General features: G+C 53.0%; 20 protein-coding genes. 13 read left to right on the top strand and 7 right to left on the bottom strand.

The window, feature by feature from the left end; translation table 11 throughout:
- Positions 1-10 precede the first annotated feature (10 nt).
- The 3 genes from O987_RS29630 (at position 11) to O987_RS27190 (ending at position 3,274) form a co-directional block, all read left to right on the top strand.
- Entirely contained in the window at positions 11-931 is a 921-nt protein-coding gene (locus O987_RS29630; protein ID WP_043375898.1) for a LysR family transcriptional regulator, read from the top strand.
- Between the two features lie 318 nt (positions 932-1,249).
- The gene (locus tag O987_RS27195) at positions 1,250-2,221 is read left to right on the top strand and encodes a Bug family tripartite tricarboxylate transporter substrate binding protein (RefSeq protein ID WP_043375896.1); all 972 of its coding nucleotides are present in this window, start codon (positions 1,250-1,252) and stop codon (positions 2,219-2,221) included.
- 75 nt (positions 2,222-2,296) lie between these two features.
- Positions 2,297-3,274, top strand: coding sequence for a Bug family tripartite tricarboxylate transporter substrate binding protein (locus O987_RS27190; RefSeq protein ID WP_043375894.1), 978 nt, complete (start codon positions 2,297-2,299; stop codon positions 3,272-3,274).
- Positions 3,275-3,322: 48 nt separating this feature from the next.
- On the opposite strand, the gene O987_RS27185 is transcribed toward O987_RS27190, so the two are convergent.
- Complete coding sequence (locus O987_RS27185) at positions 3,323-4,075, bottom strand: IclR family transcriptional regulator (RefSeq protein WP_043375892.1); 753 nt, start codon at positions 4,073-4,075, stop codon at positions 3,323-3,325.
- 147 nt (positions 4,076-4,222) lie between these two features.
- Between O987_RS27185 and O987_RS27180 the strand changes: the two genes are divergently transcribed.
- The 3 genes from O987_RS27180 to O987_RS27170 are packed head-to-tail and all read left to right on the top strand — an operon-like array spanning position 4,223 to position 7,307.
- Positions 4,223-5,497, top strand: a complete 1,275-nt coding sequence (locus O987_RS27180) for an aromatic ring-hydroxylating dioxygenase subunit alpha (protein WP_043375890.1) — start codon at positions 4,223-4,225, stop codon at positions 5,495-5,497.
- 15 nt (positions 5,498-5,512) lie between these two features.
- Positions 5,513-6,289 carry an SDR family NAD(P)-dependent oxidoreductase gene (locus O987_RS27175; RefSeq protein ID WP_043375888.1) on the top strand — a complete coding sequence of 259 codons (777 nt, stop codon included), beginning with the start codon at positions 5,513-5,515 and terminating at the stop codon, positions 6,287-6,289.
- A gap of 43 nt (positions 6,290-6,332) precedes the next feature.
- Positions 6,333-7,307, top strand: coding sequence for a PDR/VanB family oxidoreductase (locus O987_RS27170; protein ID WP_043375886.1), 975 nt, complete (start codon positions 6,333-6,335; stop codon positions 7,305-7,307).
- An 83-nt stretch (positions 7,308-7,390) separates the two neighbouring features.
- On the opposite strand, the gene O987_RS27165 is transcribed toward O987_RS27170, so the two are convergent.
- The 6 genes from O987_RS27165 to O987_RS27140 form a co-directional block, all read right to left on the bottom strand.
- The gene (locus tag O987_RS27165) at positions 7,391-8,848 is read right to left on the bottom strand and encodes an aldehyde dehydrogenase family protein (RefSeq protein ID WP_043375884.1); all 1,458 of its coding nucleotides are present in this window, start codon (positions 8,846-8,848) and stop codon (positions 7,391-7,393) included.
- A 14-nt stretch (positions 8,849-8,862) separates the two neighbouring features.
- Positions 8,863-9,651 carry an SDR family NAD(P)-dependent oxidoreductase gene (locus O987_RS27160; protein ID WP_043375882.1) on the bottom strand — a complete coding sequence of 263 codons (789 nt, stop codon included), beginning with the start codon at positions 9,649-9,651 and terminating at the stop codon, positions 8,863-8,865.
- A gap of 463 nt (positions 9,652-10,114) precedes the next feature.
- Positions 10,115-11,164, bottom strand: a complete 1,050-nt coding sequence (locus tag O987_RS28560; RefSeq protein ID WP_080731621.1) for a Fic family protein — start codon at positions 11,162-11,164, stop codon at positions 10,115-10,117.
- Between the two features lie 331 nt (positions 11,165-11,495).
- Positions 11,496-11,816 carry a hypothetical protein gene (locus O987_RS27150; protein WP_043375880.1) on the bottom strand — a complete coding sequence of 107 codons (321 nt, stop codon included), beginning with the start codon at positions 11,814-11,816 and terminating at the stop codon, positions 11,496-11,498.
- A gap of 311 nt (positions 11,817-12,127) precedes the next feature.
- A complete protein-coding gene (locus O987_RS27145) occupies positions 12,128-13,870 on the bottom strand; it encodes a UvrD-helicase domain-containing protein (protein ID WP_043375878.1) in 1,743 nt (580 codons plus the stop codon).
- Positions 13,851-15,602: an ATP-dependent nuclease gene (locus O987_RS27140; RefSeq protein WP_051962270.1), complete on the bottom strand. Its 1,752-nt coding sequence runs from the start codon at positions 15,600-15,602 to the stop codon at positions 13,851-13,853. The genes O987_RS27145 and O987_RS27140 overlap by 20 nt, the downstream gene beginning before the upstream one ends.
- 313 nt (positions 15,603-15,915) lie before the next feature.
- On the opposite strand from O987_RS27140, the gene O987_RS27135 reads away from it, so the two are divergent.
- The 7 genes from O987_RS27135 to O987_RS28555 all read left to right on the top strand — a co-directional run bounded on the left by O987_RS27135 (position 15,916) and on the right by O987_RS28555 (position 24,701).
- On the top strand, positions 15,916-17,205 hold the full coding sequence (locus O987_RS27135) for a GTPase-associated system all-helical protein GASH (RefSeq protein ID WP_043375876.1): 1,290 nt from the start codon (positions 15,916-15,918) through the stop codon (positions 17,203-17,205).
- A 176-nt stretch (positions 17,206-17,381) separates the two neighbouring features.
- Positions 17,382-18,173, top strand: a complete 792-nt coding sequence (locus O987_RS29000; protein WP_158407689.1) for a TRAFAC clade GTPase domain-containing protein — start codon at positions 17,382-17,384, stop codon at positions 18,171-18,173.
- Positions 18,170-19,021, top strand: coding sequence for a hypothetical protein (locus tag O987_RS27130; RefSeq protein ID WP_043375874.1), 852 nt, complete (start codon positions 18,170-18,172; stop codon positions 19,019-19,021). The genes O987_RS29000 and O987_RS27130 overlap by 4 nt, the downstream gene beginning before the upstream one ends.
- Positions 19,021-21,513, top strand: coding sequence for a hypothetical protein (locus O987_RS27125; RefSeq protein WP_235214228.1), 2,493 nt, complete (start codon positions 19,021-19,023; stop codon positions 21,511-21,513). The genes O987_RS27130 and O987_RS27125 overlap by 1 nt, the downstream gene beginning before the upstream one ends.
- Entirely contained in the window at positions 21,510-22,664 is a 1,155-nt protein-coding gene (locus tag O987_RS27120; protein ID WP_051962269.1) for a caspase family protein, read from the top strand. Before O987_RS27125 ends, O987_RS27120 begins: the two co-directional genes overlap by 4 nt.
- Positions 22,665-23,286: 622 nt before the next feature.
- Positions 23,287-24,006, top strand: coding sequence for an FHA domain-containing protein (locus tag O987_RS27115; protein WP_043375870.1), 720 nt, complete (start codon positions 23,287-23,289; stop codon positions 24,004-24,006).
- 230 nt (positions 24,007-24,236) lie between these two features.
- Entirely contained in the window at positions 24,237-24,701 is a 465-nt protein-coding gene (locus O987_RS28555; RefSeq protein ID WP_235214424.1) for a pilin, read from the top strand.
- Positions 24,702-24,996: the final 295 nt, after the last annotated feature.

The raw sequence follows: 24,996 nt of genomic DNA, 5'->3' as shown, positions 1-24,996 counted from the left end.
CTCTAGGAGCATGATGGTTAGAGCTACACAACGGCTTTCCAATCGCGTTGACTTCAATCTCCTGGAGTTATTCGATGCCGTGTATCGATTGCGGAGCCTGACTGCGGCAGGGTTAGAGCTTGGCCTTAGTCAACCTGCGATGAGTCGTTGTCTAGCTAGGCTTAGAGATGCATACGGAGACCAGCTTTTCGTCAGAAGCTCCGAGGGGTTGCTGCCAACTCCTGCTGCTGATGCGCTTTTTGAGTGCGCAGGCGTTGTTCTTGAAGTCGTACGACGCTCTTTAGAGGCGTCTGGATTCGAGCCGCGAACGTCGAATCGGACCTTTCATCTTGCGATGTCGGATACGGCCGAGCAGGTCTTCTTGCCGCGTCTCGCCGCACACATTGCGCGCGTCGCGCCGAGTGTGGATATTGAGTCAAGACAGTTGTCGACGCCTCAGCTCGCAAAGGCGATGGCCATGGGGAGCGTTGATTTGGCGCTTGGATACTTCAACTTCGAGAACGACGGTCTGTATCAGCAAAAGCTCTTCGATGCGCAATATGCCTGCATAGCCAGACGTGACCACCCCAAAATCCCAGCAAAGCTGACGTTGTCTCAATTCAAAAGTCTTGGGCATGTTGTCACTGGCTTTGACAACACTGCTCACGCGTCAGCTGTAGATGCATTCTTGCGGGCACCGAACGTTAATGCGCGCATTGCAATGAAGGTTGGGCACTTCCTATCTATTGGCCCCATCGTGGCGGAAAGCGACCTCATTGCAACGATACCTCGTAGCTTGGCTCTGAACTTTGAGCGCTCGCACAATGTCACCACACATAGTCCTCCTCTACGACTTCCTAGCTATGCGGTAAGCCAGTACTGGCATGCTCGCTTCAACAAGGAAGCCGGTCTTCTGTGGCTGCGCTCAGTCATAAAAGAGCTCTTTAGCTAAATCCATTTGGTGCATCACGCTGTTGTCTGCCTTTGAGCGGGCAGGCGTTGTCGTGCCCGCTCAAAGGCTCGTGACCAAAGCTAAGCCTCATCCAACTGGCTCATGCGAAGTACGTTGGCGCAGACGGTTGGGTCATCTGTCGGCCAAGTTACGTCTGAGCGAAGGTGGATGACTTATCTCTAAGGAATACCCTTAGTTAAATTCTTTTGTGTCCGTGTGATGATACGCCTGTCCTTAGTACGGACATGCAAGAGCAAGCTTGTGCTACATCAACCATGCATGACTTGTTTCATCCCATAGCCCCGCGAAAAGAGAAACATGATTCGACGCAACCTTGTCAGCATCTTGGCCATCGGCCTTTTGGCTTCACTGAGCACGTATGCGCAAGATACGTTGCCCTCTAGGGTGCGAATCGTCTCGGCGTTCTCTGTGGGTTCTGGACCGGATGCAATGTTGCGAATCATTGCTGAGTCGCTCGCAAGCTCTTGGAAGATTCCTGTAGTCGTCGAGAACAAGCCTGGAGGAAGTGGCTTTATTGCGATTGCAGAAGCAAAGCGTTCGGTGCCAGATGGCACAACTTTGTTGCACCTTGAAGGGATGAATGTCACGGCACTACCGCATCTCTACAAGAAGCTACCGTACTCCGTGAAGCGTGACTTGGCTCCCATCACTCCACTTCATGAAAGCTATTTCTTTGTAGCTGTCCCTGCCAACTCGCCATACAAAACGGTCAATCAACTTTTGGCTGCAGCGAAGGCTTCACCCAACAAGCTGACCTATGGCTCATGGCAAATTGGGAGCATTGCGCACCTAGGAGGCGAAATGCTCTCTGATGCGGCCGCAGTCCGCATGACGCATGTGCCATACAAGGAAAACTCGACCCTTTACACCAGCCTCGCCCGAGGAGACATTGATTGGGCGTTTGCTTCGATTCCAAGCGCCGGGAATCTCGAAAAGGCGGGGAAGCTTCGGTTTATTGCCATAGCTGCACCTCAGCGTGAACCAGCACATCCAGACGTTCCCACGGTGTTGGAAAGTGGCGGGCCAGCTAACTTTGCCGCGTCATCTTGGGTAGGCCTTTTCGCTCCGGCTGGTACTCCACCTTCCGTCATCGAGCGGATGAATGCAGACATTAACAAAGTACTCCGAAGCAGCAGCGTAACTGCTCGGATGAAAGAGATTGGGTACACCGCAACTGGAAGTTCCGTAGCGGCTATGAACTCACTGATAGACAAGCAAGGAACCGAGCTTGGTCAGGCCGTCAGAAAAATAAACCTGACCCTGGATTAAACGGAGAGGTTGACGCCCCCTTTCCAAATTGCTGGGCATCCGAACCTGGCATCCCTCATATAAGGAGACTCCCCGATGAAACCAATACAAAGACGCACCGCACTTGCGATGCTCGGTGCGGCAGCCGCATCTGCGACTCCCTTCGCGCGAAGTGCAGAGCAATGGTCGCCCACTAAACTCGTTCGAATCATTGTCCCAATCGTCGGCAGCACCAACGACACGCTTGCTCGTTTGGTCGCAAACAAATTGCAGGATGCCCTTGGGCAAGCCGTCATTGTTGAGAACAAAGGCGGTGCGGGCGGAAATATCGGGGCAGCTGAGGTTGCAAAGGCCGCACCAGATGGGCATACCCTACTAACAGGATTCAATGGCCCTATCGCTATTAACAAGACTCTCTTCAAGTCGCTTCCATATGACCCTGAGAAGGACTTGACTCCTATCACTCTGGCAGTCTCTTCACCTCAGTTTCTGGCGGTGCATCCCAGCGTAAAGGCCAACAACGTCAAGGAGTTCATTGAGCTATCGAAGAAGAAGCCAATGAGCTATGGTTCAGTGTCCGTGGGGAGTGCATCTCACTTGACCATGGAAATGCTCAAGTCAGCAACTGGTGCCGACATCACTCACGTCCCATACAAGGGGGCAACTCAGGCCGTTGTGGATTTAGTTGGTGGCATTGTTGATGCAGCTTTCCTCGTGCCAGGGAATATCTCGCAGTTCGTCCAAGAAGGGCGTCTCAAGGTAATTGCAACGACGGGAACGAAGCGCTTTCCATCGATGCCACAGGTTCCCACGATGATTGAACAAGGTTTTCCAAACTTTGTTGCTACATCATGGATTGGCTTCCTTGCTCCTGGGAAGACTCCACCGGAAATCATCAAGCGCTACAACCAGGAAATCGTAAAGATTCTTCGGATGCCTGACGTCAAGGCGCAACTGGAAAAAATGGAATTTGAGGTTGTTGCCGGTTCACCCGAGCAGTTCCGTGACTGGATTAAGGCAGAAATCCCGCGTTGGGGTGCCGTTATCAAGTCGACTGGTGCGAGAGCCGACTAATGCTTTAACGAGGGCGCCGCATTGTGGCGCCTTCGCTCATATAGGGCACTACTGTTGTCCAAGAGCCTGAGATAGCTTCTCCGCTTCAACTTTGAGCAACTGCGCAACCTGCTCGACCTTTTTGTCTCCCATGCGCACGCTTGGGCCAAACACTGCCAGCGAGCCCATCACTTTCCCTCCACCGACAAAAAATGGAGCAGCAACAGCTACAGCGCCTTCAATGAGCTCGTCCCTGCTGACCGCGAAGCCGGCATTGCGCACGTCTTCAAGGCGCTTCATGAACGTGGGCACGTCAGCCTTCTTGACTTTGTCTTTCGACAGATATGTCTCTGGATTCGGGACATGCGCGAGGATGACTCGGCCGCTGGCACCTAGCGTCACGTCTTCGCGATAGCCCACACCTCTTTTAAAGCTCAAGGGCTGAGCACTGGGCAGCTCTGCGACACAGATTCTGCTGGAGCCTTGGTGAACAAGTAGCGACACCGTCTCGCCAGTTTCATCCCACAGGCGGCGCATAGCTGGCTGAGCTACCGCCGACACGTCCAGGCTTGAGCTCCAGACATGTGAAAGGTGAGCAACGGACGGACCGAGTTCAAAGCGCTGAGGGTCACCGGAGGAAACGATGAACCCGTTGTGTTCGAGTGCTTTAAGTAGTCGGTACAGCGTCGGACGACTCAAGTCGACGCGCTTGAGCAATTCCGCTGCAGTGAGCCTTTGGTCGCTGACCGTGAAGGCCAGAAGTATCTCCAGGGCTCGGTCAACAGCGCGAACACTGTCGCCAATCTTTTCAGTCTCAGACATAGAGCAGGATTTCAAAAATTTTTCTCTATGTTACCGCCCAAAGACCCGCAACAACCTTGCCACTCCAGATTGACAAGCTAATTATTGTTCGTACAATGGACTCCATTATCAACAGATGGACAGTTTGAAGTCCGAACGGAGACCCAGATGAACAAGGAAATGTCTGAAACACTGACGCGTGTCGGCCCAGGAACCCAGATGGGTAACCTGCTTCGTCGGTACTGGGTGCCGGCCTTGAAATCGGATGAAATCGCTGAAGCCGATGGCCCTCAAGTGCGTGTTGGTCTCCTAGGTGAAAAGCTGCTGGCGTTTCGCAACTCCGAAGGTCGCGCATGTCTCATCAGCGAGTTTTGCTCTCATCGTGGCGTCTCGCTTTACTTTGGCCGTAATGAAGAGAACGGTATCCGCTGTGCATATCACGGTGTGAAGTTCGACGGTGATGGGAAGTGCGTGGATGTTCCGTCTTCGCCCCAAGCATGTTCACGTATGCATATCAAAGGCTATCCCTGCGTTGAACGCGGCGGGATAGTTTGGGCCTACATGGGCCCTGCAGAGCATCAGCCTGCGCCTCCAGAGCTCGAATGGTGCATGCTTCCTCCAGAGCACGTTTTCGTGTCCAAGCGACTGCAGTACAGCAACTACCTGCAAGCAATGGAAGGCGGCATTGACACCGCTCACGTCTCCTACGTGCATAGCTTCGAAGTCGACCACGACCCAATGCACCAAGGCGTAAAGGCTCTTGACTACATCAAGGCCGATGGCAACGTTAAGTTTGAAATTGAGCAAACACCTTTTGGCCTGAGTCTGTTTGGCCGTCGCAATGGGGAACCAGACTCCTACTACTGGCGTATCACCCAGTACCTCTTCCCTTGGTTCACGCTCATCGCTCCATTCGGCGAACATGCTCTGGGTGGCCACGTATGGGTTCCCATTGATGACCACAACTGCTGGGCCTGGAGCATCAACTGGCAGCCCGACCGTCCTCTCTCTGCGGAAGAACTCGAGGCCATGGAGGCTGGCAAAGGTATTCACGTGGAATACGAAGCACCAGGCAGTTTTATTCCCATGCAGAGCCGTGACAACGATTACGGCATGGACCGACTCGCTCAAAAGGAAAAGCGAGCCTACAGCGGTATCTTCGGCTTCTCTGCGCAGGACTATTCCTTGCAAGAAAGCATGGGCTCCATTCAAGACCATGAAGCTGAACGACTCCTCCCAACAGACCGAGCTATTGTGATGGCGCGTCGGATGCTGCATGAAGCAGCGCTCGGTCTTGAGGAGGGAAAAACACCTCCTGCGCTTGACTCCGCTGAGCAACATGTCCGTCCTGCAGGCGTCCTTCTGAATCGAGACATCGACCCATTGGAGTGGGCAAAAGAGAACCTGGCAGACAGCACAAAGAAGCCTGTTTTCAGCCTGTGACCAAGGAGCGAAAAAATGCGTGAAGCCCGTCTGAATAACAAAGTAGCCCTCATTACCGGTGCCGGTTCGGGCATCGGCGCAGCAGCAACAGCCCTTTTTAGCCAGGAGGGGGCCTCTGTGCTGATGGTCGATGCCAATGGAGAAGCACTTGAGCGTACCCGTGAGCGAATCCTCGAAGTCATGCCAGAAGCACGCCTTCAATGTTTCGTTGCGGACGTGTCCGACCGCAACGCGGCCATTGAGGCAGTTTCTCAGGCCACCAGCAAGTGGAACAAGCTAGACATCCTCGTGAACAACGCTGCCATGCGGAACTACTCTGCCGCGACGGAAGCGACGCCCGAGGAGTGGCAAGCAATGGTGAACGTCAATTTAGTGGGGATGTCTAACTACTGCCATGCAGCCATTGGAGAGCTTCGTAAATCCGGTGGTGCGGTGGTCAATGTCTCATCTTGCTACGCGGTCACAGGGCGTAAAGGCATGGCGTTATATGACGCTACTAAGGCTGCTCAACTCTCGTTCACGCGTTCGCTGGCATTTGAAGAATCTGCCAACGGTGTTCGTGTCAATGCAGTGTGCCCAGGTTCGACCTTGACGGATTTCCACGTAGGGCGCGCCGGAGCAGCTGGTAAGAGTGTCGAGCAACTCAAGACAGAGCGCAAAGACACGTCGCTCATTGGACGTTGGGCAGACCCAACCGAAATCGCTTGGCCAATCCTGTGGATGGCGTCCTCTGAAGCCTCGTTCATCACTGGAACCACGCTTCTGGTCGACGGCGGCCTTCACATCATGTAAGAAAGCCACCCGCCTATGGCGGGTGGTGCCTCGAGGATTTTCTATGGCTTCAAAGCCCGTACAGGCACAGATTGTCGGCGTTCGTCTTGAGGCGCCAGACACTATTAGCCTTGAACTGCGCCCGGGCAAGGACACCCAGGGTTTCTCTGCGGTGGAGGCCGGCGCACATTTGGACCTCCACCTAGGCAACGGACTCATACGAAGCTACTCCCTTATCAACCCCGGTGATACCGAACGATATGTAGTCGCCGTCAAGAAGGATGCAAGTAGCCGCGGTGGCTCAGTTTTTGTTCACGACAATCTTCGGGTGGGACAGTACATCGAAATCGGCGTGCCAAGGAATCACTTTGCGCTGGATGAAAGTGCTGAGCACACGGTGCTGGTCGCTGGCGGGATAGGTATCACGCCTATTTACGCAATGCTTCAAAGACTCCAAGCCTTGGGCAAGTCTGCGCACATTATTTATTGTGCTCGCAGCAAAGCGGAGGCTGCATTTTTTGAGCAAGTCGAGAAGCTGGTTGCCACGTGTCCCAGCAGATTGACCGCGACCTATCACTTCAGCGATGAGCAACAAGCGACACCCAATCTTGCCTCATTGCTCAGTGCGCATCATCCGGGCGCGCACTACTACTGCTGTGGCCCAACCTCAATGCTTGATGCCTTTGAGCGGACATGTGAAGAACTTGGCTATGTCAATGTGCACCTTGAACGTTTTGGCGGAGCTACGGTAAAGCCCAGTACAGGTGAGCAATCTGGCTATACGGCTATCCTTAAAAAGTCAGGCATTCAACTCGAGGTTCAGCCAGGCAAAAGTCTGCTGGACACGATATTGGAAGCCGGCGTGAACGCAGAGTACAGTTGCAAGGAAGGCGTCTGTGGAGCTTGCGAAGCACGTGTAATCTCTGGTGAGGTTGACCATCACGACTTCGTGCTGAGCAAGCAAGAGCAAGCCACCAATCGCTCCATAATGATTTGTGTTTCTGGGTGCAAGTCAGACTGCCTAGTGCTAGACCTCTAGGACTCAAGGCAAATAAAAAGTGGGGCTTCGGCCCCACTTTTTATTGAACTCTTGACCTCAATGCAATGTTGAGGTCCTGATGTCTAGCCCTCGTAAGGCACAACACCAACACTTTGATAGATGTGCTTGATTTCTGTGAAATCGAATAACGCATCTACTCCGTGAAGTCTCCCAAGCCCGCTTCGGCGATAGCCACCTGTCTCGGCCTCCGCAAACAGCTTGTTGTGGTCATTTATCCATACCGTGCCATTCCGAAGGGCCCTGGCCATTCGCCAGGCGCGTGCACCGTTGTCAGTCCACACGCTCGCAGACAGCCCGAACTCTGTATGGTTCGCACGCTTTACTGCCTCGGCTTCTGAGTCGAAGGACTCAATGACAACAAATGGGCCAAAAATCTCTTCCTGAACAAAGAACGACGAGGTGTCTCGATGAGCCACCAGCGTTGGCGAAACAAAGCAGCCTTTCGAGAAGTCACCTTGGAGTCGTGTGCCTTTTAAGACTACTTCATCAGCTTCATCCATGGCTCGCTCGATGCTCGCCTGAACGGTTGACGTGGTAATTGGGTCAATCAGCGGCCCCATGCCAATTCCCGCGTGCAGGCCTGACCCGATGGATACGGCTTGCAGAGCATCTTTCATCAAGTGCTTCACTGCTTCGAACTGCGAAGAGTGCACAAGAATTCTCCGAGCAGCGGTACATTGCTGCCCAGAAATCACAGTGGCAGCCGCAGCAATCTGGGGAACAACCTTCTGAATGTCCGCATCTTCAAAAACGATGCAGCAAGATTTTCCACCCAACTCAAGCGACAGCTTTTTCATAGTCGGCGCTGCAGCGGCCATGATTCGTTGGCCCGTCAGGTTAGAGCCAGTGAAACTAACGACATCGATTTCGGGTGCTGTAGTCAGAAGTTGCGCGCCACCATGCCCCAGCTCTGTCAAAAAGTTCACCACGCCAGGAGGCAACCCCTCGATTCGGAAGAGCTCCTGCAGGACCGCTGCGCTAGTTAAAACTGTTTGAGGAGCCGGTTTGACGATAGCCGTGCACCCAGCCGCAAGTGCTGGCGCGAGCGAACGAATGAGAAGTACCACTGGTGCATTCCAAGGAACGATGATGGCTGCCACACCAGCGGGCTCTTTAATCATCGTTGAAAAGACGCCAGGCTCTACTTCGAGTGCATGACCTGGGATATGACGTGCGAGGCCTGCGTAGTAGCGAATCTCAGAGATTGCGCCGGCAAGTTCCCCGCGAGATTGAGCGAGAACCTTACCGTTCTCACGCGTGAGAAGATGAGCGATTTCTTCTGCTCTACCTTCGAGGTTCGCGGCCCAAGCGTTCAGAACCTGTTGGCGCAGCCGCGGGTTTTGAGACCACGTCGGATTCTGAAACGCTCTATGCGCTACGGCAATCGCAGCACCGAAGTCTTCTACGGTTGCATCGACAAACTTTCCTAGGGACTCACCAGTTGCAGGGTCGTAGCTATCAGCCAGTTGCCGATTTCCAGAATTCGTCCATTGGCCATTGATATACAGCGATGTGTTCATTTGTACTTCCCTCGTCAGTGTGTGACCGAACCGCCATCAACGACGACTACTTGTCCTGTGACGAAGTCGCTATCAGAACTAGCTAAGTAAACCAAAGTGCCTGTTAAGTCGTCAGGAGTCTGCTCTCTGGGTATCGCACGCGACGACACAATCCCCGCTGCGGTGCTGCCTTGCCAGTCTGGGTTGCTTGCGACATTTGCACTTAGCGTTAGACCTGGAGCCAAGGTGTTAACGCAAATGTTGTCCTTGCCAAGCTCACGTGCCAGGCAGCGTGACATGGCGACTATGGCTCCCTTGGATGTCACATAGTGAAGGAACATAGGTGTTCCTTTGAAAACTGTGCCGGAAGCAACGTTGATAATTTTTCCGTAGCTTTGCTTACGCATCTTAGGTGCTACAGCCTTCGCGCATTCAAAGGCGCCTCTGACGTTGACGGCCATAACTTTGTCCCATTCACCAGAGCTGATTTCTTCAAATGGTTTGAGCGTGAGGTTTCCAAAGATGGCAGCGTTGTTCACAAGCACGTCAATGCGCCCGAACTCAGCAACTACATGCTCCACCATTGCGGTTACGGACTGAGCATCGGTCACATCTACATGGACGCCGATTGCCCTTGCTTCAGGTCTGCTCGCTTTCAATTGCTGAACTATCGCGCTGGTGTCAAGAATATCTGCGCAAACAACGTGAGCTCCTTGCTGTGACAGCGCCAAGGCGTATGCTGCCCCAATGCCTTGCGCTGCGCCTGTGACAATGACAACACGGTCTGACAAGCGGTCGCGCTCGTTTTTGGGAACTTCAGTCATGGGTCTCCTAAGGTTGAATTCTGAGGGTTGCGATTGCATTTGTGTGTCCGATGGATGGACACTTGTCTCATTTTAGTTTGAGGGAATTTATGCAATTTGCGGGTAAACCCGCGCAATCTCGCTAAAAATCTCAACTACTTAGAACTAGTGCATCAATTCGGCAAAGCTCAGCGAGGAGATGGTGCGTGAGCACCTGACGGAAGTGTTCAGCCTGCTATGTGTTTATTGCAGGTAGAACTGAGAGTTCAGTGTGATTGAACCGACCACAGCCAATGAAGCTGATAAGGCTTTCCGTTGCCATCAAGACCGTTCTTCCTAACTGACGGAGATGGCTGGTCGTCCGAATGCAGGCTCTCTGTTGCGGGGAAAGTCACGGTCTGGCGTCCGGGTAACCCAACCGCAACAATCCCCTCCTCACTGCCATAGCCAGGCGGAGATATCAGTCAGCAACTAGCCGGTGCTTTCACTGCTGAAAGCTCTGCGCAGATTTGCGATACACAAATTCAAATAGCTCGACCGCGGCCCTTACGTCCCGCTTTTGATAGATACCACTGAGCGCAAGCTCATAGTCGGCTCTCCCCACACCCTGAAACGATAAGGGAGCGCAGTTCTTATGCAGCAACGGGACGTTAGCAGCTAGGCGAGCAGTCGCGCCATTGCCGAAATTGAAGGGCTGCAGGTACGACAAATTCACCCACGTAAAGAACGCCGCCTCGATAGGGTTGTGTATCTGTTGAGCCTTCCTGCCGATGGACTCAAGCAACGATTGCAGAATGGCAGGGTCGTGGCTGGGAGCATAGTCGCAGCCATAGATAGGCCGGGCGCGGATGCTGCCAATGAGCTTGGCATCCACCAAGTCCCTCATCAGCAAGGCTTGCACATCGATGATGGTCGCCGCTGACAGGTCTTGCTCTGCCGCGATAGCCCTGACGTAGTCGAGAGCGTCCTGGTGATTGAGAAGTACCAAAGCGTCCCTGCTGAGACCGTCTGCGTGAGGTTGCCCGTTTAGGAGCAGCTTGGCGTCATCAAGTCTCATGGAGATGCCATCAAGACAAGCAGATGACCATGCAAGTTCCTTAAGAGGTTGCTCTGCTGGCTCGGCATGGACAGAGCTTGCTTGTCCGCAATAGCCTGCATGGAACAAATGTAGGGCTAGCTGTGGCGGTAGAAGGCTGCACAGATTCGGGGTGTAGGCAGTCAAGAAACTGAGGTCGTACTGAACTTGTGGACGCGTAGCTGGCGGTGTGCTTAATGACTGAAGCAACGCCGTTGCTGCTGTCGACCATCGCCGGCGGGCCTTTGGAGGCTCGTTGGGGTCGACTCCTTCGACGTAACGCGTCGAACGCCCCTTGCCCTGAATTTGCAGTAGCCCAGCGTCCGCCAAGCTTTTCAAATCGCGATTGAGAGAGGCTCGAGAACTCGCGATGGAGTCCATCAATGTGCTTGGCCGGACAGGGCTGGGAGCAGCCTTAACCGCATTCAATATTGCTTCCTTGCGCTCTGAAATGCTCATGAGTCAATTGTGCGGCAAGGTAGTGCTGGACCGCCCGTTTCTTCGTGCTGATTGCTTGCTAGCTCTGGCAGCTCGATGTGCCCAGTTGTCAAGGAGCGAAAGCTGCAGATGTACCGATGTATGAGTACAAATTAGCTACTTTTGTACTGATACATCGGTTTGTTCAGGGGCATCAGAGCCTTAGATACTCTCCCGCCTGCCACCCGAGTAGCACTCGATAAATTGAGAGCGGACCTCACCTTGGCGTGGCTAATGCGAGATTTGTCGCTAAGAGGTTGGGTCAAACGTATAACGCTTCAACCAACGCGTCCTAGCCGAGCTAGCCTCTCGCTCATCCAGTCATTGCCTCGTGCTGGCGCGGTTCTATCGTGAAATCGCTGCAACCATATGGGAAGTAGTTGGACGGAACGACATTCTTGTAAGGCAACTTATTCAGCTTGGTTGTACCCAAGAACGCTTCGTCGGGCTCAACCAAATAAATCGCTTTGGAGAACCCGCTGTCATCAAATCCACGACGGAAGTGCACTCTGGACTTGATGACGATGACATCAAAGGCATCCAGATTGAGCGCCATAGCCTCGAGAGACTGAGTTTCGATGATTTGCATCAGATACTCGCTCACGATGAGCACATTGCCATCACCAAAGGCCACTGATATCCAATCGGAGCGACTACCTGTTCCATCTCTGGCGTTGCCAGTGCCAAGTACTTGACCACGTATGCGACCTGTGCTGTGCAAGGTGTGAACGTGTCGATGATGACTAAGTGCCGAACCCCTGCTCGCCGAATGTCACAGATACCCTATGCCCAGGCCTTCGCCAATATGCACGACCGTGACCATGGTCTGGGCGTACACCGTAAGGTGGGTGAGGAGCTCAATGTACTGCGTGCGGGAGGGCTGGCTGAACTTTCTCGGCGAGGTGACGCCTCCACAAGCAACCGCAAAACGCTGGCTTGTGGTGCTTACCTTCCAGGTCTATCCCAGTCCATGAACCCCAAATTGTGAAGCTTTTTGATAACGCTAGGCTTTGTATCTAATGGGATGGCGACGACGAGCAAGTCTCGAGCGCGTGTGGCTGCAACAAAACCTATGCGACCATCTTCCTTGGAAGTCCCTTTAAGCAGTGCTGTCAGGTGCTTCTTGCTGGTGAGGTACATAACTGCAGGGATTCCCTCACCCTTAGCTGAGTGAACTGTGCCCAAGCGCAGGCCGTTCCAATCGTTTTGACCCAGGTCTCCTCCGAGTAAGGGTCCTGTTTCGGGAAGACGCCTGGCAGTCACCCGAGCAGTCCATGTTGCGGCTCGAGTGAACTTGGTTTTTTCCTCAACGATGTCCAGCCAAGATGCAAGGTTTGTCCTTAACTTTGTGAGCCACTCTCCTCGCGCCTCAAGTGTGGAGGGAGGAATTCCGGACGCATTGTCTCGAATCAGGTCCCAGAGCAATCGTCGCAGTTGAGCTATGTCGCTTCCCCGCTCAGGTGACTTTACCTGTTGAGCGAAAGTATTTGGCACGTCGACTAAATGAATTGCCGCTTGAACGCAGTGATGGAAGGTCTTTGCAATGTCACCGTTCCTGTCTCGCTCCAGCGCGGCGGACGCCAGGTGTTTGACCGCTGATGTACCCAGATTGACACTGGCTGAGGTTAGCTCGCTTAGCATGTCGGAGCTGCGACACAGTACTGCGGCATCGGCTAATGCGTAGCCTTTGGCCTGTAGAGCACTTGACCATGTAGACATCAGCTCCCGAGCTTTGTCCTCCTCGTATCGCCAATAGAAAGCTCCAGAGTGGAGTTTTGAGGTTGTTCGATGAGGTGTCGTCTTCGTTCGAGCTAAGGCATTGGCAACATTGACGATTGCCGGTAGTGACCTGCGATTTTGTGTGAGTTCAAACTTTACAACTTCATCTCTTTCGCTGAAGGCACGGAGGTAATCGCCTGTCGCAAAGTTGAAGCTGTAGATGCTTTGATGAAAGTCGCCAATCAACGAAACATCGCTTCCAGCTTTGATAAGCAGGTCAAGGATTTCCCCCTCGAAGGTTCCTACGTCTTGGGCTTCGTCGACAAGAATTTGGGGAAATCGAAGTGCCAACGCCTTTGCAATATGAGGTTCGCGCGCCAGAAGCCATCTCGCCCAGGCTCTCCCGTGCGTATGCGTATACCCACCTGTAGCAGCGAACTCGTTTAGCTTTTTCAACGCCAGCTTCGACATTGCTGGGGTGAGCGCTATTGGGTCCGACTTACCAACCTTCCGATAGAAGCGCGTCTCTCCGCTGACTCTGTTCAGAATTATGTCTGCTACTCCGGTTGTCTCTTTGCCTTCACCAATCTTGTAGGCACTAAGAAACGGTTCGTCGCCTAAACAAAGGAACGGCATGCGTCGCGATTTCATTACGCGGGCACAGTGTGGCTTGAGAATGTAGTTGGTAATAAACGAGTCGACCGTCTGTATGGCAACCTTGCTGTCGGTGACAGTCGTCCCTTGAAGCTTCTGATACTCGGCGCGAAAGGTTTCTACGGCTACATTTGAGAACGAGAGAAGGGCCGCTCGGCCCTTCGTGTCGTTGAGACGCTTACGGAGTTCAGCCAGCCGTCGTACTGCCGTTGCCGTCTTTCCACTCCCCGGGCATGCCACGATAGCCATGGACACTAAGTCCGCTTCAATGATGGCCGTCTGTTCAGCGGTGGGCTCAAAGGACATCGTCGTCATTGTTCTTTGGCGTAGCGGTAGTCACGAACATCAGCGCCTTTTTCAGATAGCGTGGGAGTACGACGTTCTCCTCTGAGTTAGCGATTTCGAATGCAAGGAGTTGCGCGAAGCTCCCTTTTTTAACGCTGCGACTTACGAACATGCCGCTGAAGACTTCTTTGGCAAGCTCATGAGGCTTGCCACCAAAGATGATGCCTAACTCGATATCCGCACATATTTTCGGATGCATCTGCTTCAATGTAGACAGCATTTGGTCACGAGAGCTTCGGTTTAGCGCCAAGTCGTATTCGAGAGTCTTGTGTGCAAAGAAGAGCTTGACGAAATCGTCCTCCAGCTTCTGTAGCTTTTCAGCATTTTCCGATAGCTGTAGCGCTTGAGCCTTTCTCGGAAATACGTCCGCTGGTGGGTCTGCATCTGTGATAACTGCCACGGGAATCTGCATAGCATTCTTGCCAAACAGCGGCAAGAAGCAGTCAAAGTTCAAACCATCGGTGCTGATGATGCTGACCGAGTGCTTGCGCAAATCAATGCTTGCCTTGCCTGCCAATGCGTCAAGTAAGAACAGTTCTGCCGTGCCCTCTACAAGAATGAGCCTTCGCGCAAAGAATAGCTCTGCCCGCGTGACATTGAGATAGCGTTGTAGCTTCTCCTTTTGTCCTGTTTCAAACTTGACGTCGCGAGGCGCAAAGACGGCAGGCCCGGTTGGACTGTCATAAATGCAGCAAATGGAATCTAAGTCTGCCAAGGCCGCGAAGTTCGGAGAATGGCTAGTGACGAACACTTGTACTGGACGTTGCCCCTGTTCGGGCTTCTCAACAGTCTTAAGGTAGTCGAGCAGCACGGCCTGGAGCTGCGGATGTAAATGAGCTTCGGGCTCTTCCACGATGAGGCCGCAGTAGGAAACAGCATTGTTAAGGGCCAGCTCGCTTAGTACAACAGCCATGAATATCAGGTTGTTGAAGCCAAGTCCGTTTTGCTCAACTTCCATGCCGCCAACAGACATCCCGATACGTGATGCGAAGCGGGCGAAGTCGCTTGGGCTGAGCTCAAGGTCCAGAAGCTGCGCCAGTTCTTTTCCAAGCATTGCTGCGTGCCGCTCTCCAATGACTGTGTTGGTCGTAGACAGTGGAGGAAGTGGTTTTAGGTCCTGGTCGATTTGCTTGAGATGCAGCTCCAACGCATCGCGTTCGGGTTGTTTGGACAGGCGGTGCAGTAGCTTCGCTAATTGGCTATACCGACCGGGTTTAAGTCCAGAGGCCGGGTCACGAAGAGGCTGAAGATAAACCGCCCGGAGCTCTTCAAGCATCTCAGTCGTTAGGGGGTTCTCTTCATGCTCTCCGACCCACCGACGGAGCTTTAGACGGCTCTCAGAATCTGCCTTGGAGTACTGAACTGTGAACCAAGCTTCGTATCGCTCTCCGGAGTTGTCTCCTGCGGCAATCGGCCTTAAGGCCGTGATGAAATCGGCATGTTCTTGCTCTGAAAGGCCACGGAATATGAAGTTGAACTTGGCCTCCGTGCTGCGGCTTCCTGCCTCCGGTTGGTGAAGGTCCAGCTCAGTCAGTCGAAGGCTTCCTTCGTCACTGGCTGAAAGCAGCACGCGCAGTGCATCAACAACTGCAGTTTTGCCACCGTTGTTTGGCCCGATGAGCACGTTCAAACCCTTCTTGAACTGAAGCTTGAGGTCATGAAAGCGTCTGAAGCCTTGAATTCGGAGTTCGTGCAGGTACATCGGTTGGCGGTGATTGCAATCGGAGATGAGTGGGCCTCGTGATAGCGACGGCCCACCCCAAACGTCTTAAGTCGATTCAATAATACAGTCGGTAACTTTTTTGCTTTGCCTGATTGAAGGCAATGTCACTCAGATGAAAATTGAGTGCTTAGCTAACTAGTCTTCGCAAGTCCCGTAACGTCACTGACCATTGCATCTCGGAGGTCTCTTCGACGCGGTGCTGCCATTTCTAGCGACTATCTCCTCGAATGATGTAGATGAGCTGAGTCTTCGCTTCTAAGCTATCACTGTACCCACTTCAACTAAAGCTGAATTGTTCAGTCGCGCCATTCCACAAGGCATTCGCGCGAAGACGGTCATTAATCCTAGAATCCACGCTGTCATCACGGAAACAATTAGTAAGGGACGGGCAATGACTGCAGCGGTACTCAGGACATTTCTTCGATTGAGCCTTCTAGACTTAGGCGCGGAAGATGAGCGTTTGGCAAAGCTTTCGGCAGCTGCTACACAGCTTTCCAATGATTTTTCCGAAAAGCCAGCATCGGCAATTGCTGCCCTTCTAAGCGTCATCAAATTTGAAGAAAACTCTGATAGTGGCGCGTTTGCCAACGCGGCAGCAGCAATTGAGCAAGAGTGGAATACCTACCAAGGTGCCTTTAGAGATGGGACTGCGACCACTCTATACCGTGCGGTGACCTTACAAGCCTTGGTGAATGCCGTCGAGACTCAGCCCGCCATCGGGACGGCTATCTGGTTACTGATGCAGAACTTTGAACCATGGCTGCGTCCCGGTAAGTATGAGCCTGTTATCAAGATGCTACGTGACGCGTCGAAACAAGCATTCGAGACCGAATCAGCAGTGGAAATGGCTGAAAGCTCAAGTACAAATGCCGCCCTTGCTGCTGCAGCCAAGGCTATTAAGGTTGAACGAGCATCACTGAAAAAGCGACTTGAGTCTGCTTCGGGACCTTCAAACCGTAATGGAGAGGCAAATGACAAGCCAAATGGAAGTTGGCCAAGTGACGGTCCTCCATGGAGCTACGATTTCGCGGACCAGATGACGGCGATTTTGGGGGAGTACATCGATTTTGCTATCGCCAAGGCCGCAGAGCTGGATGCAAAAAATCATGCAGTAGTTGTGAATAGACTTAGCTCAGTTGCTAATGCAGACCAAAACCTCAAGCGCTCGACCAACCTTCTATGGTGGCGCCAAGCACTTTATTCCGAGGCTGCCCAAAAGCCCTATCGTGACTTGTCTCCATTGGACGCCACGATATACGCAGTGGTTGACTTGTCTAGATTGATTCCGCCTGCATATGAACCAGCGGTTCATTCATTGCTTGCTGAGGCGGTCTTGAGTGTTGTATCGAGCCAAGAAGAGCGAGACCTTCAAGATGTTCTCCAGGTGAATGAACACGCAATGCAATGTCTTCTCGAACTGACTAACGAAGCGCCCCACATCGGGCTAGTCATGGCAGCTTTGCAAAAACGCAGCGAGACTGATTGCATCTGTCAGCCTTCGCTTCCTCTACATAAATGGGCCGTCTTGCTGCTCCGCGAGTTGCTGGCTTTACAAGCTACCGATTACTCGGGTGCGGCATGAGTAGTCGATGCTCAGCCGAGGGCTGTAACGCTCCGGAAATGTCCTGTTCGCAGGGTGAAATGAATCACAGAGACTGCCCGCATTGGGTCGCGGCGGACAAGTCGGTCACAGTGGGGGAAGAGGACTCTCCCGTCGCGTTGAGCGGAGAGTTTAGGTTCCCATGGACAGGCAACGCCATGGGCGCTACAGACCTCCCATATTTGGCCGGAACGGGAAGTTCCAAGCTCTTACTGGTGGCAGGGGCCGCTGAGGCGGGCAAGACGTCTTTACTGGCCGCTTTCTATCTGCTGATTGCCCGCGGCATACGTCCTCAGCACGTGGAATTTGCGGGTTCTTTAACGCTTGAGGGGTGGGAGAACATCTCTAGCCATCTTCGATGGTCGGCCAAGCATGGCCCCTCATTTCCACCTCACACCTCAAGCGGTACAGGACGTCGGCCGGGGATGCTTCATCTGGCACTTCAGGCAAGTGGCGAACTCTGTGATTTGGTGGCAGCAGATGCACCAGGAGAGTGGTTTACGGAGTGGACATTGAACAAGATGAGCACGCAGGCCGAAGGTGCTCGCTGGCTCGCTGACTGTTCGGATGTCTTTCTCGTTATTGCCGACTCTCAGGCTTTAGCAGGTCCTCAGCGAGGTCAAGCACGTAGAGCAACTATCGATTTATTGAGGCGTGTGGGTGGAGAGCAGCGCGGGCGACCTGTGGCACTTGTATGGACGAAGTGCGATATCCCTGTCCCAGAAGAAATTGTGGCTGCGGTGCGTGAAGCAGCGAAGCGTTGCCTTGTGAATCATGCTGAATTTCCCGTGAGCATGCATCCAACTAGCGACGGCGACACGCTGAATCAAGGTCAAGGAATTCTGGATTTGCTGCAATGGGTCTTGGACGCAAAAGCAAGTTTTCTTAAACCTCAGAATGAGCCATTGCCTGGACCAGTCTTACTTCAACGGTTTGGAGAGCTCTCATGAGCTATGACGGAAACAGTATTCAGGTGGCGCTTTTCGGCGAGTCGGATGTCGGTAAGAGTCACTACGGTGCCCAACTTCTGTCGCGCATTGAAGTGGAAGCCTGCGAACTCAAGCTGCGCACAACCCCCGATGACATTTCTCCCTTTGAGGAAGTGAGGAAGCGGCTCAACGCAGGTCTGTTGGCTGACCATACTCCGTCGGGTGTCTACCGAGAAAGCTTATGGGAAGTTGAGGATGGGAAAGGCAATGAGTTTGAACTCATATGGCCAGACTACGCTGGAGAGCAAATACGGCAACTCATCGACACCCGGCGCATGGGCCGAGAGTGGGTAGAGCGAACCCAGGCCGCACATGGATGGATTTTGATGGTTCGTCCGAAGTTATCGCGCCAGGACGATGACATCTTCTCCAGGCCTTTAGCGGACTTACGGCGCGCGGATGAAGACGGGGTTGACAATAAGCCTCACCGAACGATTCAGTCCAGGTTGGTGGAGCTCTTGCAATTGCTGCTCCATGCCCGAGGGGGGCGGGATAGAGGGCCCGTTCCACGTATGACCGTATTGCTCTCGTGCTGGGATGAACTCAAGCTTCCCGCTGGCACCAAGCCAGCTGATGTGCTCGAAAAAACTCTGCCACTTTTGGCTTCGTTCATTCGTAGTCGGTGGAGTGATAGATGTGAAGTTTTTGGCCTCTCAGCACTTGAAACAGAGCTAGATAAAGAGAAGGCCAATGAGGACTTCGTCAACAAAGGACCGGAACAATTTGGGTATGTTGTGGGCCGTGATGGACAGCAACTGGCCGACCTCACTCTACCTATCATCCACTTGGCCGCAGTGTCCCGCCAGTAATGCAAGCGCTTATCCAACAAGCAGTCTTCGGCCCACTTAAGGGGCATGCATTTTTGCAGGGAAGCAATAGCTCTTTTGAGTCAGAGTTCCGTGACATTGCATGGCGCACTGACTTGCCTCAAACAGTTCCTTCTGGGGTTACATGGGCCCCATTCCTTCGACTAATCAGTCATCAGAAATGGCTCATACTCATCTTTACTCGGCCGGCTCCAGGAGCTGCCCGAGGCGGCATGGTTTTGTCCCGTGCCGCTTTCATCCCCCTGAATTTGGTTGAAGCACTTGAGGACCTCTCTCCTTTGGCTAGCGCACTGCAAGAGCCGTGGACCCAGGGCGATAGCCTCGAACCTATAGTTATTGAAAGTAACGAAATTGGCGGGCTTCGCAATGCTCCTCCAAAGTTAACCGAACAGATAGCTGCGTCTCTAAGTCGTAGTTCTCAAAGGCCTGTTGTGGTGGTTGGGCAGGAAGGTTTTGACGCTGCAATGCTGGAGCTTTGGGCGCGTGTTCCACCGGAGTTTCGCAAGAGCCTTACCTTCGGAATGAGCTTTGGTCCAGACGACGTCCATGAACTAGCTGTGGTGTGCACTCCAAAAGAGCTCGGCGCACGATGGGACCCTGGCTGCTACGTTGACCAGTCTGGTCGAGACGACTTGGTTTGCTCGCATACGGCTACATTGCTGAACCTTCCTAAGAAGGCTTCATTTCGAGATTTCGCCAAGAGGATGCAGCTTAGTCTTGATTCGCCAATGGGAATCTCGATTGCAATTCAAGCTTTAGAGCTATGGCAAACGGGAAGTAAGCCATCCGAATACATTCAGTTGCTGCGTATTCTTGCTGAAAGGGCCGGAAGCAGCGCTGAACGCACTGCCGTTGTGGCTGAGTTCCTTAAGCGGCTGGGTGATGCTGAATCAAGTTGGACTGAGCAAGATGTTCTGCTTTTGCGTAACCTCGAACTCACGGCGTCACCTGGCGCTACGTTCATTGCACACTGCTTGACCCACTGGGTCAGTAAGCAAAGACCGAGCGCGTTTTCACAAGGACTGGCAAGCATTCTTAGCTCATGGGCGACCGAGAAGGCAAAACCCGCGTGGTTAACTTCCGTTGGACAAGGATTCGAAGCTAACCTTGCAGCAAAGGAGGCCGAAGACTCCTCCTTCGAGGTACTCTGGGCTGGCTTAACCACTTGTCCAAATCACATTACGAGAGTCCTGTCTCTGGTGGATAAAACGGCTGCAATGGAAAAGCGACTGCTCTCCACCATGGCTGATAAGTTTCCAGAACCCCTCGCAAACACACTCGCTTCCGAGATGGCATCCAGAGGCTGGTGGACCCTGGCAGGTGCGCTATTAGCGCGCTCGCGTACGGCAAGTCAGTCCTTAAAAAGTGCACTTGAGCTTGCCCCAAGCAACACCACAGCAAAGCACAAGCTGCTCGAAAGCTCGCTTGGCATGTGCACTGATACCGAGGCGGTGCTTCTCTCTGTAGGCAGCCGCGATGCAACCGCCATTGATGTTGTGTCTGATGCATGCATACGTCAGCCAGCTGTCTTTAAGCATTTCGATTGGACAGACTCAGCATGGTTTCGGGTGCTTAAGAATGCGCTCACCAAATCTGCCAGCATCGTGGATGCTCTGCCAAATCCAACCATTGGCGTCGGTCTGACGATTACACATCGGATAGCAGATGACATGGTCTGGTGGGCTATTTCAATGTGCTCGCTGGCTAACCTTATAGATGTTGAGCGGCGCAGTGACGCATGGACGCTCATCCCGCAACGCTACGCAGGCGCGGTCAAATCGGCAACCGCTGATGGTTGGCTTAGCCAATATGAGAATGGCACTTTTTCATTGAGCCTTCTTGAACCTGAACTGGCAGAAGTAGTCGTCCAGAAAGTCCATGCTCATGGGTTTCTTGTGGATGTCCTAAGGCGTGCTCCCTCCGCTTTGCCGCGATATCTCACGGATTTCATTTTTGAATCAGATGCCAAGGCAGCTCAGTTCCTCGCGCTTGTTCGAGACAGTGGCCTTCGTCTCGACGAGACTGCTGCCTATACCTTTGGCCGTATTGCACTCAACAATCGCTGGCGCACAACAGCGCATGTCGCAAAGGACTCTTTCAACTCTCGAAGCGACTTTCATCCGTTTCTAAAAGAGTGCCTAGCGTTGTTTGATTACTTTGACCAATTGTTTGTTGCATACCGGTTGAACATACAGCTGCGCCTTTCAACTGATGAAGCCTGGCAAGCATTCGAAGCGGAGGCTGTCGTGAGGTATCCAGAAGGACCATGGGAGCGAGAACTTTGGAGCCGTAGTGGAGGTCGACCGGAAGACTTAATTCGAGAGCAATCTGGTAAGGCAAGTTGGCATCGTTGTTTGCGTGAACTGCGCGTAGGAATGAGACCTGGCGTCTCAGCACTACTCAACGAGATGCTCGAAGATTTCAGCAATAGCGACGCCTTACGCCAACTTCAACGAGAAAAATTCTGGATATGAGTACCTTGAAGAACAGCTTCGACTCCGGCAGGGCTCTCTTGATTGGAATTGGCCAAGGCTACCCTGGCAGTCTGCAGCTTCCTGCTGTGGTTCGTGCTGATGCAGAGGGTCTCGCCGCCGTGCTTACAAGGCCAGACCTCTGTGGCTATCCCGAGGACAACGTTCTGCTTTTGCTGGATGAACATGCGACCCGCGACGCTATTTTTGACGGTTTGCGCAAGCTCTCGGAATCGGCAACTTCAAACGATACGGTGATAGTCTTCTTCTCCGGTCACGGGGGGCTTTTACCAGATGGCGAAGGCTCGAAGACCTTTCTTTGCCCGGTTGATTACGACCGTGAAGACCCCGATGGAACAGGTATCGAGGCAGGTCAGCTCAGCGCACTTATTAATGCAATTCCTGCTGCGCGGGTAGTTGTCATCCTTGATGCATGTCATTCCGATGGTGCCGTGCAGCTAAAGGCCTATGGCGATGGGATGAAGCTTCCGTTTGGTTTTCGGGCTCCTGCCCTTGAGAAGCTCGCATCTGGTGCCGGACGCGTTGTCATCTCGTCATGCAAAGAAGATGAGACATCAATTACATACTCTGCCAAAGGCCATAGTCTTTTCACATTTTTTCTACTCGAGGGCCTCAGTGGTAGCGCACCAGGTGACGAGAGGAAGGATGGCCTCGTCAGAGTTTTCGACTTGTTCGAGTACGTTTCTTCCCAAGTTCCTGCTAATCCCGTTCACGGGCATGTGCAGCATCCCGTGATAAAGATGCATGCTGAAACCAATTTCCCTCTAGCCTTGCGCAAGGGCGGATGGTTCAAGGCCGCAGATACAAACAGTACAAATCCACATTCGGCGAGCCACTTGACGCAGAGTAGACCTAGCGTTGACCAATCTAAGCTCGAAAGGCTTCTCGTTGACCTTTTTCCCTCAGGACCGCAACACGACGAGGTTTGGTCACGGGCTGGAGGAGATATCGCTGCCCTGGGTAGGGCGACCAACGGACGTGCCGGCTGGCATGCCGCCCTCAGGCTGCTTTCGCGCGGTGGTGGTGGAGTCGACATCTCCTACGAGTCATTGATTCAAGTCGCTCTTGATGAGTACCCACGCAATCCTGAACTTCTCAACATAGCCAGGATTTCGAGGCCTCACCTTGGGTGAGTGCGTAGCCCTGAGGCGGGTCATGTGGGGGATGGCCACTTAGCCATCGTGCCGATGAACCTGCCCTCACGACCTAAGCCCAGCAATGTATTGACCCCGGCGAACTGCGCAACTTGGTGCTTAAGCAGGGGGGGTTGAACGTCCTGCTTTTGCCACTATCAACAAATTTGCATCATTTGAGGTTTTTGAGCTGAGCGAGGTCGCATGCGTAGTTGCTATGAACAAAATTTAGATAGTAGAATGACAGAACGTTGAGATTCATTGGCCTCCTATAACTATCAACACAATTAGGTGCTTTTTACCGTTCTAATTCACGGACTGGCGGAAGTTGCCGCTTTCCAGGAATCTGCAAAAGCCCGTGCTTCCATCAGCGCGGGCTTTTTCTTTGCGGTGACTGAGAGGCTGCAGGAACAATTCCATGGATGTTGCAGGCGAATGGCAGCAGAGTTGAAAATTTCAATCGGATCCCTGGCTTCATCGAATTAGTGAAATAAGATGCTGCATCCAGGCGCGTTTCATCCGGTTACGATTAATGTCCGGGCGCTGAATCACACACTCAAGTGTGAGGGATCTCTGCCAGTGCAGCCAAGCGGGACTTGGCGTTTCCTCAGGAGCTTCGAGCATGCCGACTTTGGTCATCTCAATCGACGGCGCAGTCATCAAGGAAGTGCAGCTCACCAAGGAGCGCACGACCGTGGGTCGTCGTCCTTATAACGACATCGTGATCGAGAATCTGGCGGTCAGCGGCGAGCATGCCGTGCTCACCATCACTGGCGGCAAGGTCAGCATCGAGGACTTGCGCAGCACCAACGGCACTTATGTCAATGGCCGTGCCATCCAGAAGCAGTATCTGCTCAACGGCGACCTGCTGGACATTGGGCGTTACAAGATCCGCTTTCTCGACACCGTGATCCCCGATACCCATATTGCGTCTGCCCAGGGCGGAAAAAAGACAGCGCTGGCGCATATTTCGGAAGAGGCAGACAGCAGCCATGCCAAACTGGCCAGCCCTTCCGGGTTTGGCGAAATCTCCAGCTTCAGTTCCACCATTCAGGGCTCGCTTGCCGCACTGCCGGAGCGTCACGCCGTGATTCGCATGCTCACCGGCAGCCTGGCAGGCAAGGAAATAGCGCTTTTCAAGGTCGTCACCACCCTGGGCAAGCCCGGGGTAGCCATTGCTTCCATCACCCAGAAGCCCCATGGCTTTGTGCTTACCCAACTGGAAGGTGCGAGCGAAGACCTCAAGCTCAATGGCCAGGTAGTCGGACCGCTCTCCGTGCCCCTGCTCAATGGCGACACTGTGGACCTGGCAGGCAGCACCATGCGCTTTGTCGTGGAGTGAGAAGCCGGCTTGACTTGCACCAAGAGCCTGACAAATTTGTCATTGCTTGTGACGGGAACGCCAAAATTGTTACTCAAACTCGCGTTCGTGTTGCCAAACGTGTCGTCTGTTGCAGGCTCTGCCTCTGTCAAATTGTTGGCATGCAGCTTGCTTGATACCTTGGGTCTCATCCAACTAGGGAGTTTGAAGTGAAGCGTTCCATTCAAAAGGGTTTTACCCTGATCGAACTGATGATCGTTGTGGCGATCATCGGTATTCTGGCTGCCGTGGCTCTGCCTGCTTACAAGGATTACACAGTAAAGGCTCGCATGGCCGAAGTGGTGCTGGCTGCCTCTCAGTGCCGTACCTCGATTAGCGAGCAGGTGCAATCGATGAATACAACTTCTACAGGTTCAGCCAATGGATGGGGCTGTGAGGCCAACCCTACTGGTGCAGGTTCCAATCCTTCTAAGATGGTGAAATCTGTGGCAACAACTGCCAATGGAGTTATTACTGTCACTCCTGATACGGCTGCACTGGGTGTTTCGCTCGGCTCCAGCGATACGGTCAAGCTGGAACCATTCATGGATACAGCTAACACAACGGCACTGAAGGTTGATGCAGCTTCGAATCACCAAGGCTCGCAAATTGTGAGCTGGAAGTGCAGTGGCGGTTCCACGACTATTAGCAAATACCTGCCCGGATCCTGCAAGTAATATCTATTCAGTCAGAGAAGCCTCCGCCAGGGGGCTTTTTTTATGTCTTATTTCAAGAAATATAGTCAATTAACTGCTGGTGTTTTTTTAGTGCTGATGTGGGTAATTCCGGACCACATATCACCCTGGAACACTTTTTTGCAGGAAGCATTTGCTTGCGCTGGATTTGTATTGCTATGGGGGGGGGTCACACTTATACCGATACGTATCTATATTTGCTTGTCTCTGTTAGCCGTTATCTCTATAGTTCAGTATTTCCTTGGATTGATTGGTCTCGGAGATCTTGTATTTTTGA

This window comes from Comamonas testosteroni TK102, assembly GCF_000739375.1.
GTDB classification, from domain to species: domain Bacteria; phylum Pseudomonadota; class Gammaproteobacteria; order Burkholderiales; family Burkholderiaceae_C; genus Comamonas; species Comamonas brasiliensis.
Note: the sequence above shows the minus strand (reverse complement) of the source record. Positions and strands in the feature narration are given on the sequence as shown.